Here is a 7221-nt window from a genome sequence, read left to right as displayed (position 1 = left end):
TTGAAACTGTCCAGCCATCATCCCAAAACTTAACACCGGCACGGCCGGCATTGATCATGGGCTCAATGGCTATCACCATGCCTTCTTCCAGTTTGATACCGGCACCGCGTTTGCCATAGTTAGGTACTTCGGGCTTTTCGTGCAGCTTTAATCCTACACCATGGCCAACAAGTTCCTTTACTACACCAAAGCCGTTCTTTTCGGCATGCTCCTGTACCGCGTATCCGATATCACCTACCCGCATCCCTACAACCGCTTTTTCAACACCCAACTTTAAGCATTCCTGCGTTACACGCATCAGCTTTTTAACCTGGTCGTTAACTTCACCAATGGCAAAGGTATAAGCCGAGTCGCCGTAGTATTTATTTAAAACAACACCACAATCAACCGATACCAAGTCGCCTTCCGTTAAAACATGCGATCCGGGAAAACCGTGTACAACCTGATCATTCAGAGAGATACACAGCGAATAAGGAAATCCGTGATAGTTTAAAAAGGCAGGAATACCGCCATTATCCCGTATAAAGGTTTCGGCAAGTTTATCCAGTTCAATTGTTTTAACACCCGGAGCGATAACCTTAGCTATCTCTCCGAGTGTTTTAGAAACAAGTAAAGAACTTTCTCTTATGAGTTCTATCTCTTCGACAGACTTATAATTGATTTTTGACATTACTAATTAAATCGCTGTCGGACTGGTACCGGCAGCGGCAGGCATAGCTGTACGTCCCTTAATCCGTCCGGTTTTCATTAAACCATCATAATGGCGCATCAACAGGTGACTTTCTATTTGCTGTAATGTATCCAAAACAACACCTACCAGGATGATCAGCGATGTACCGCCGAAAAACCTTGCAAATACCGGAGATACACCAACCAAACTGGCAAGTGCCGGAATGATCGCTATAATAGCCAGGAATACCGATCCTGGTAAAGTTATCCTTGAAATTACGCCATCAATAAACTCGGCAGTAGTACGGCCTGGTTTGATGCCTGGTATAAAGCCACCGTTCTTTTTCATATCATCAGCCATTTGGTTAGGGTTAACCGTAATAGCAGTATAGAAATAAGTGAACAGGATGATCAGGATACCAAACAGCAGGTTATGCTCCCATGAGTTATAGTTAGCCAAAGCTATTAATATACCGTTTGATGATACATTAGGGAAAAACTGAGATACAGTTTGCGGGATAAACATCAAAGCCTGAGCAAAGATGATCGGCATTACACCTGCAGCATTTACCTTTAAAGGTATATACTGGCGCACACCGCCATATTGTTTATTACCCACAATACGTTTAGCGTATTGCACCGAAATTTTACGTGTTCCCTGTACTATCAGTATAGTAAACATTACCACACCAATAAGTGCCACAATCTCAACAATGAAAGCGATCAAACCACCAGCACCGCTATTACGCGAAATGAACTCGTTAGCAAAAGCCATTGGTAACTGGGCTATGATACCCACCATAATGATGAGCGATATACCATTACCTATACCTTTATCCGTGATCTTTTCACCCAGCCACATTACAAATAATGTACCTGCCGTTAATACAAATGTATTAAGGAAGATGAAGGTGAAAGGATCAGCAATAGTCCTTGCATCGGCAGCAACCTGCGATTTAAGGTAACCTATAGCCTGTAAAAAGGTAATACCTATTGTTAGGTAACGGGTCCATTGGTTAAGCTTGTTGCGCCCGCTTTCACCTTCTTTTTGCAATTTGGTAAAATACGGAACGGCAATACCCAGCAGTTGCACCACAATTGAAGCCGAAATGTAAGGCATAACACCTAACGCGAAAATAGAGGAACGTGAAAACGAACCTCCCGCAAACATATTCAGCAATCCTACTAATCCTTCTGCCTTTTGGGTTGATGCTACCGCAGCGTTAACGCCGGGTAAAACCACGAATGAGCCTACACGATATATTAAAAGAAATAAGAGTGTGTTAATAATACGCACTCTCAGATCTTCGATTTTCCAGATATTGGATAATGTGGTGAAAAATTTCTTCATCGAAATTATAACTTAACTATGGTACCACCTGCAGCTTCAATAGCTTTTTGAGCTGTAGCAGTAAATGCATGTGCTTTAACTTCTAATTTGGCAGTAAGCTCACCACGGCCAAGGATCTTAACCTGGTCGTTACGTGATACCAAACCGTGCTCTTTCAAAGTATCAAAATCAACAGCTGTAAGCGAAAACTTTGTTACTAATTCCTGAAGTACGTCAAGGTTTACACCTGTGTACTCAACACGGTTAGGGTTTTTAAAGCCTACCTTAGGCACACGGCGCTGTAAAGGCATCTGACCGCCTTCAAAGCCTACCTTGGTGCTGGTACCTGAACGTGAACCGGCGCCTTTGTGGCCACGGGTTGACGTACCGCCACGGCCAGAACCTGTACCACGGCCAATTCTTTTTCTATTTTTGGTTGAACCTTCTGCAGGTTTTAAATTACTTAAATTCATGATATTAAATATTTTCAACCGCTACCAGGTGGTTCACTTTCCTAACCATCCCAACTATAGCAGGTGTAGCCTCAACTTCCACACTGTGGTTAATTTTACGCAAGCCTAAAGCCTCGATTGTTTTTTTCTGGCGTTCCGTTCTGTCGATCACGCTCTTAATCTGTGTTATTTTGATCTTAGCCATGACTGATTATCCGTTAAATACTTTACCTAAACTAATTCCGCGCTGTTGTGCTACTGTATTTGCATCACGTAACTGGGCTAATGCCGATACGGTTGCTTTTACCACGTTGTGCGGGTTTGATGAACCTTTTGATTTTGCCAATACGTTGTGTACACCTGCCGACTCTAATACGGCACGCATAGCACCACCAGCAATTACACCGGTACCGTTAGCAGCTGGTTTAATAAAAACAAAACCACCGCTAAATTTACCAATTTGCTCATGAGGTACAGTTCCGTTAATGATTGGAACTTTTACCAGGTTCTTTTTAGCATCATCAATGCCTTTAGCAATAGCTTCAGTTACCTCTTTAGCTTTACCTAAACCGTAACCTACAACACCGTTTTCATCACCTACTACTACGATAGCAGAGAAGCTGAAAGTACGGCCACCTTTGGTTACTTTGGCAACACGCTGTATGCTTACCAAGCGGTCTTTTAATTCGATCTCGCTTGTTTTTACTCTTTTTATGTTGATTGTTGACATTTCTCTTTTCGATTAAAAGTTTAAACCACCTTCACGTGCACCTTCGGCCAATGACTTAACACGGCCATGGTACAGGTAACCGTTCCTGTCGAAAACCACATCTTTAATACCTGCTGCGATAGCTTTCTGCGCTACCAGTTTGCCTACGGCTACTGATTGATCAGATTTTGTGCCATCAGCGGTAAAATCTTTTGATAAAGATGATGCTGAAACTAAAGTTTTACCGGTGACATCGTCAATGATCTGCGCATAAATACCTTTATTACTTCTAAATACTGACAGGCGGGGACGCTCTGTTGACCCTGAAAGGCGTTTCCTGATGCCTTTTTTAATCCTGTCTCTTCTTGATAGTTTAGCTCCCATGACGATTATTTTTTAGATGCTGATTTACCTGCTTTTCTTCTCAATATTTCGCCCTGGAACTTAATACCTTTACCTTTGTAAGGCTCTGGAGCACGTAACGAACGTATTTTAGCTGCTACCTGGCCAATTAACTGTTTGTCAATTGATTCAAGTATGATGGTTGGGTTTTTACCCTTATCAGCAGTGGTTGTAACTTTAATTTCTTGTGGTAATTCAAATACATAGTGGTGAGAGTAACCCAACACTAAATCTAATGTATTACCTGTATTGGTTGCACGGTAACCTACACCCACTAATTCCTGGGTCACTTTGTAACCATCGGTTACACCAATTACCATGTTATTTAAAAGCGCACGGTATAAACCATGTAACGCTTTGTGACGTTTCTGATCAGACGGGCGTTGAACCAGTAACTGACCGTCTTCCTGTGCAATAGTGATATCGCTATCAATTGCCTGTTGCAACTGGCCTTTAGGACCTTTTACTGTAACAACATTATCTGCTGAAACTGTAACGGTTACTCCTTGTGGCAGTGCTATCGGTGCTTTTCCTACTCTTGACATTGCTTAAAATTTCTTCTGTTAATAAACGTAGCATAAAACCTCACCACCAACATTTTGCTGACGTGCCTCTTTATCAGACATAACGCCTTTTGATGTTGACAGGATGGCGATTCCTAAACCATTCAATACACGTGGCATATTGCTTGTGCCAGCATATTTCCTCAAACCTGGTTTACTGATACGCGAAATGCTGCGGATTGCAGAAATTTTAGTTATCGGGTGGTACTTTAAAGCAACTTTAATGCTGCCTTGAGGACCATTGTCTTCAAACTTGTAATTTGCGATGTAACCTTTGTCGAAAAGCACCTTAGTGATTTCCTTTTTCAGATTTGATGCAGGAATTTCAACAACCCGGTGGTTGGCTTTAATAGCATTCCTTACTCTTGTAAGATAATCTGCGATTGGATCTGTATTCATTTTATTGTGTTATGACGGTGGTTTCCTTCCCGTAACATCCGGGGCGACCTTCCATCGGTTAAATTCATGAGATTAGAGATTAGAGATTGGAGGTTAGCGAACCTAATCACTAACCTCCAACCTCCAATCTCTGATATTTAGCTTGCTTACCAGCTTGCTTTTTTCACTCCCGGGATCTTGCCTTCAAGAGCCATTTCACGGAATGTAACACGTGAGATGCCAAATTGACGCATATAACCACGAGGGCGGCCGGTTAATTTGCAACGGTTGTGCAATTTTACCGGTGATGATGCTTTTGGTAATTTATCTAAAGCAGCGTAATCACCTGCTTCTTTCAAAGCAGCTCTTTTTTCAGCGAATTTAGCTACTAATTTTGCGCGCTTTACTTCACGTGCTTTTACACCTTCTTTAGCCATTGCTATTTTGATTTTTAAATGGTAAACCAAATTGTTTCAACAACTCCAATGCTTCAACATCGTTTGTTGCGGAGGTTACAAAGGTAATATCCATACCTTGGATTTTATTGATTTTGTCAATATTTATCTCAGGGAAGATAATTTGCTCAGTAATACCTAATGTATAGTTGCCTCTTCCGTCAAAACCTTTATCGTTAATGCCTTTGAAGTCACGGATACGTGGCAGGGCAACAGCGATCAAACGATCCAAAAACTCATACATTGTGTTGTCACGCAGGGTAACACGTACGCCAACCGGCATATTTTTACGCAACTTAAAGTTTGAGATATCTTTTTTAGATTTTGAAGATACTGCTTGCTGACCAGTGATGGTAGTTAACTCAGTAATGGTGTTTTCGATCAATTTCTTGTCGGTAGTTGCACCACCTACACCCTGGTTAATGGCAATTTTCTCCAATTTAGGAACCTGCATTACGCTTTTGTACTGAAATTTATCTTTCAGTGCGGTGCGGATTTCGTCCTTGTATTTTGATTTTAATCTTGGTACGTAAGTCATTACTTAATTTCCTCCCCTGATTTTTTTGCTACCCTTACTAATTTGCCGGCGTCATTTTTTTGACGGCCAACACGGGTTGGATTTCCTGATTTAGGATCAACCAGCATTAGGTTTGAAATATGTATAGCAGCTTCTTGTTTAACAATTCCGCCGTTAGGGTTAGCAGCATTAGGTTTAGTATGTTTAGATACCATATTGGCACCTTCAACAATAGCCCTGTTTTTATCTACCAAAACCTCAACGATTTTGCCTTGTGATCCTTTTGAATCGCCGGCGATAACTTTAACCAGGTCGCCTTTACGGATCTTTAATTTTACTTTCTTTTCCATGTTACAATACCTCCGGTGCTAATGATACAATTTTCATAAATTGTTTCTCGCGCAGTTCCCTTGCAACAGGGCCAAAGATACGTGTACCTCTTGGCTCGTCCTGGTTGTTTAACAACACAGCTGCGTTATCGTCGAAACGGATATATGAACCGTCTTTTCTGCGGATCTCTTTTTTAGTGCGCACAACTACGGCTTTTGATACGGTACCTTTTTTCACGTTACCTGATGGTAAAGCGCTTTTTACGGTAACCACAATTTTATCGCCGATTGATGCATACCTTTTACCGGTACCACCCAATACACGGATCACTAAAACTTCTTTAGCGCCGCTATTGTCGGCTACTGTTAATCTTGATTCCTGTTGTACCATCTTATTTAGCCCTTTCTAAAATTTCAACTAATCGCCAGTTTTTGGTTTTGCTCAGCGGGCGGGTTTCCATGATCAATACTGTATCGCCTACGCCACAAGTATTGTTTTCATCATGAGCCTTGAATTTGGTAGTTTTCTTTACGAATTTACCATAGATAGGGTGTTTCACCTTACGCTCAACGGCCACAACAATAGATTTTTCCATCTTATTGCTTACTACAAGGCCGGTACGTGTTTTTCTTAAATTTCTTTCCATTTTTACTAATGTTTAAAAAATTAATTCTTTTCAGAAGCGGCCGCCGCTTTACGTTTTGTTAATTCAGTATTTAACTGAGCAATTCCTTTGCGTACTTTGGTTATACGGGACGGGTTCTCAATAGCTGAAACTGCGTGAGCGAATTTCAATTTGGTAAGGGTAGCCCTTTCCTCGCTGATTTTAGCAACAATCTCTTCAGTTGATAGGCCCAAAATTTCTGAGTTCTTCATTTTTCTTTGTTATTTGTTGTCTGTTGGTAAGTTTAAACGTTGTATTGTTTCTATTTGAATGGTGAAATTCGGCATCTAACTTCACAACATTAAAACTTTACAACTCTTCAACTAACTCCTCAATTTATGCTTCTACGTAATCCCTACGTACAATAAATTTAGTTTGCACTGGTAATTTCTGTGCTGCAAGGCGTAAAGCCTCTTTAGCAACTTCCAAAGGCACACCTTCGGCTTCAAAAATGATCCTTCCGGGGCGTACTACCGCAACCCAGTATTCAGGAGCACCTTTACCTTTACCCATACGTACCTCTGCAGGTTTCTTGGTTACAGGTTTGTCAGGAAATATCCTGATCCAAACCTGTCCTTCACGTTTCATAAAACGTGTTACAGCGATACGTGCAGCCTCGATCTGACGGCTGGTGATCCATGCCGCTTCGAGTGATTTAACACCAAAAGATCCGAATGAAAGTTCAGCACCACGGGTGGCTAAACCTTTCATCCTGCCTTTTTGCATCTTTCTGAACTTCGTTCTTTTTGGCT

15 protein-coding genes are annotated in these 7221 nt (G+C 41.4%); all 15 read right to left on the bottom strand.

From position 1 onward, the window contains the following. Window positions 1-670, bottom strand: a 670-nt coding sequence (map, locus tag VF500_RS19640) for a type I methionyl aminopeptidase (RefSeq protein ID WP_330861302.1), incomplete at its 3' end; no start/stop codon positions are given. Between the two features lie 6 nt (window positions 671-676). Beyond that, complete coding sequence (gene secY / locus VF500_RS19635) at window positions 677-2020, bottom strand: preprotein translocase subunit SecY (protein WP_330861301.1); 1344 nt, start codon at window positions 2018-2020, stop codon at window positions 677-679. 5 nt (window positions 2021-2025) lie between these two features. Next, window positions 2026-2472, bottom strand: coding sequence for a 50S ribosomal protein L15 (gene rplO / locus VF500_RS19630; protein ID WP_330861300.1), 447 nt, complete (start codon window positions 2470-2472; stop codon window positions 2026-2028). A gap of 4 nt (window positions 2473-2476) precedes the next feature. After that, entirely contained in the window at window positions 2477-2656 is a 180-nt protein-coding gene (gene rpmD, locus VF500_RS19625; RefSeq protein WP_022833274.1) for a 50S ribosomal protein L30, read from the bottom strand. A 6-nt stretch (window positions 2657-2662) separates the two neighbouring features. After that, a complete protein-coding gene (gene rpsE, locus VF500_RS19620) occupies window positions 2663-3166 on the bottom strand; it encodes a 30S ribosomal protein S5 (protein ID WP_305367610.1) in 504 nt (167 codons plus the stop codon). A gap of 27 nt (window positions 3167-3193) precedes the next feature. Continuing rightward, entirely contained in the window at window positions 3194-3553 is a 360-nt protein-coding gene (gene rplR / locus VF500_RS19615) for a 50S ribosomal protein L18 (RefSeq protein ID WP_422656390.1), read from the bottom strand. Further along, on the bottom strand, window positions 3550-4107 hold the full coding sequence (gene rplF / locus VF500_RS19610) for a 50S ribosomal protein L6 (protein ID WP_330861298.1): 558 nt from the start codon (window positions 4105-4107) through the stop codon (window positions 3550-3552). The genes rplR and rplF overlap by 4 nt, the downstream gene beginning before the upstream one ends. 18 nt (window positions 4108-4125) lie before the next feature. Beyond that, complete coding sequence (gene rpsH / locus VF500_RS19605) at window positions 4126-4524, bottom strand: 30S ribosomal protein S8 (RefSeq protein WP_121233544.1); 399 nt, start codon at window positions 4522-4524, stop codon at window positions 4126-4128. 146 nt (window positions 4525-4670) lie between these two features. After that, a complete protein-coding gene (gene rpsN / locus VF500_RS19600; RefSeq protein WP_091215973.1) occupies window positions 4671-4940 on the bottom strand; it encodes a 30S ribosomal protein S14 in 270 nt (89 codons plus the stop codon). Beyond that, window positions 4933-5496: a 50S ribosomal protein L5 gene (rplE, locus tag VF500_RS19595; RefSeq protein ID WP_090529254.1), complete on the bottom strand. Its 564-nt coding sequence runs from the start codon at window positions 5494-5496 to the stop codon at window positions 4933-4935. Before rplE ends, rpsN begins: the two co-directional genes overlap by 8 nt. After that, window positions 5496-5825, bottom strand: a complete 330-nt coding sequence (gene rplX / locus VF500_RS19590; RefSeq protein WP_121233543.1) for a 50S ribosomal protein L24 — start codon at window positions 5823-5825, stop codon at window positions 5496-5498. Before rplX ends, rplE begins: the two co-directional genes overlap by 1 nt. 1 nt (window position 5826) lies before the next feature. Then, window positions 5827-6195 (bottom strand): 50S ribosomal protein L14, encoded by a 369-nt coding sequence (rplN, locus tag VF500_RS19585; protein ID WP_090529260.1) that lies wholly within the window; start codon window positions 6193-6195, stop codon window positions 5827-5829. Between the two features lies 1 nt (window position 6196). Continuing rightward, entirely contained in the window at window positions 6197-6451 is a 255-nt protein-coding gene (gene rpsQ, locus VF500_RS19580; protein ID WP_090529263.1) for a 30S ribosomal protein S17, read from the bottom strand. Window positions 6452-6471: 20 nt separating this feature from the next. Then, the gene (gene rpmC / locus VF500_RS19575) at window positions 6472-6681 is read right to left on the bottom strand and encodes a 50S ribosomal protein L29 (RefSeq protein ID WP_090529266.1); all 210 of its coding nucleotides are present in this window, start codon (window positions 6679-6681) and stop codon (window positions 6472-6474) included. Window positions 6682-6805: 124 nt separating this feature from the next. Continuing rightward, window positions 6806-7221, bottom strand: a 416-nt coding sequence (rplP, locus tag VF500_RS19570) for a 50S ribosomal protein L16 (protein ID WP_330861297.1), incomplete at its 5' end; no start/stop codon positions are given.

Source organism: Mucilaginibacter sp. (genome assembly GCF_036383575.1).
Taxonomy (GTDB): domain Bacteria; phylum Bacteroidota; class Bacteroidia; order Sphingobacteriales; family Sphingobacteriaceae; genus Mucilaginibacter.
This window is presented reverse-complemented; position numbering and strand designations above follow the sequence as displayed.

Coding starts and splice junctions, on each gene's coding strand:
- secY (WP_330861301.1), bottom strand. CDS start 2,020: ATGAAGAAATTTTTCACCACATTATCCAATATCTGGAAAATCGAAGAT.
- rplO (WP_330861300.1), bottom strand. CDS start 2,472: ATGAATTTAAGTAATTTAAAACCTGCAGAAGGTTCAACCAAAAATAGA.
- rpmD (WP_022833274.1), bottom strand. CDS start 2,656: ATGGCTAAGATCAAAATAACACAGATTAAGAGCGTGATCGACAGAACG.
- rplF (WP_330861298.1), bottom strand. CDS start 4,107: ATGTCAAGAGTAGGAAAAGCACCGATAGCACTGCCACAAGGAGTAACC.
- rpsH (WP_121233544.1), bottom strand. CDS start 4,524: ATGAATACAGATCCAATCGCAGATTATCTTACAAGAGTAAGGAATGCT.
- rpsN (WP_091215973.1), bottom strand. CDS start 4,940: ATGGCTAAAGAAGGTGTAAAAGCACGTGAAGTAAAGCGCGCAAAATTA.
- rplE (WP_090529254.1), bottom strand. CDS start 5,496: ATGACTTACGTACCAAGATTAAAATCAAAATACAAGGACGAAATCCGC.
- rplX (WP_121233543.1), bottom strand. CDS start 5,825: ATGGAAAAGAAAGTAAAATTAAAGATCCGTAAAGGCGACCTGGTTAAA.
- rplN (WP_090529260.1), bottom strand. CDS start 6,195: ATGGTACAACAGGAATCAAGATTAACAGTAGCCGACAATAGCGGCGCT.
- rpsQ (WP_090529263.1), bottom strand. CDS start 6,451: ATGGAAAGAAATTTAAGAAAAACACGTACCGGCCTTGTAGTAAGCAAT.
- rpmC (WP_090529266.1), bottom strand. CDS start 6,681: ATGAAGAACTCAGAAATTTTGGGCCTATCAACTGAAGAGATTGTTGCT.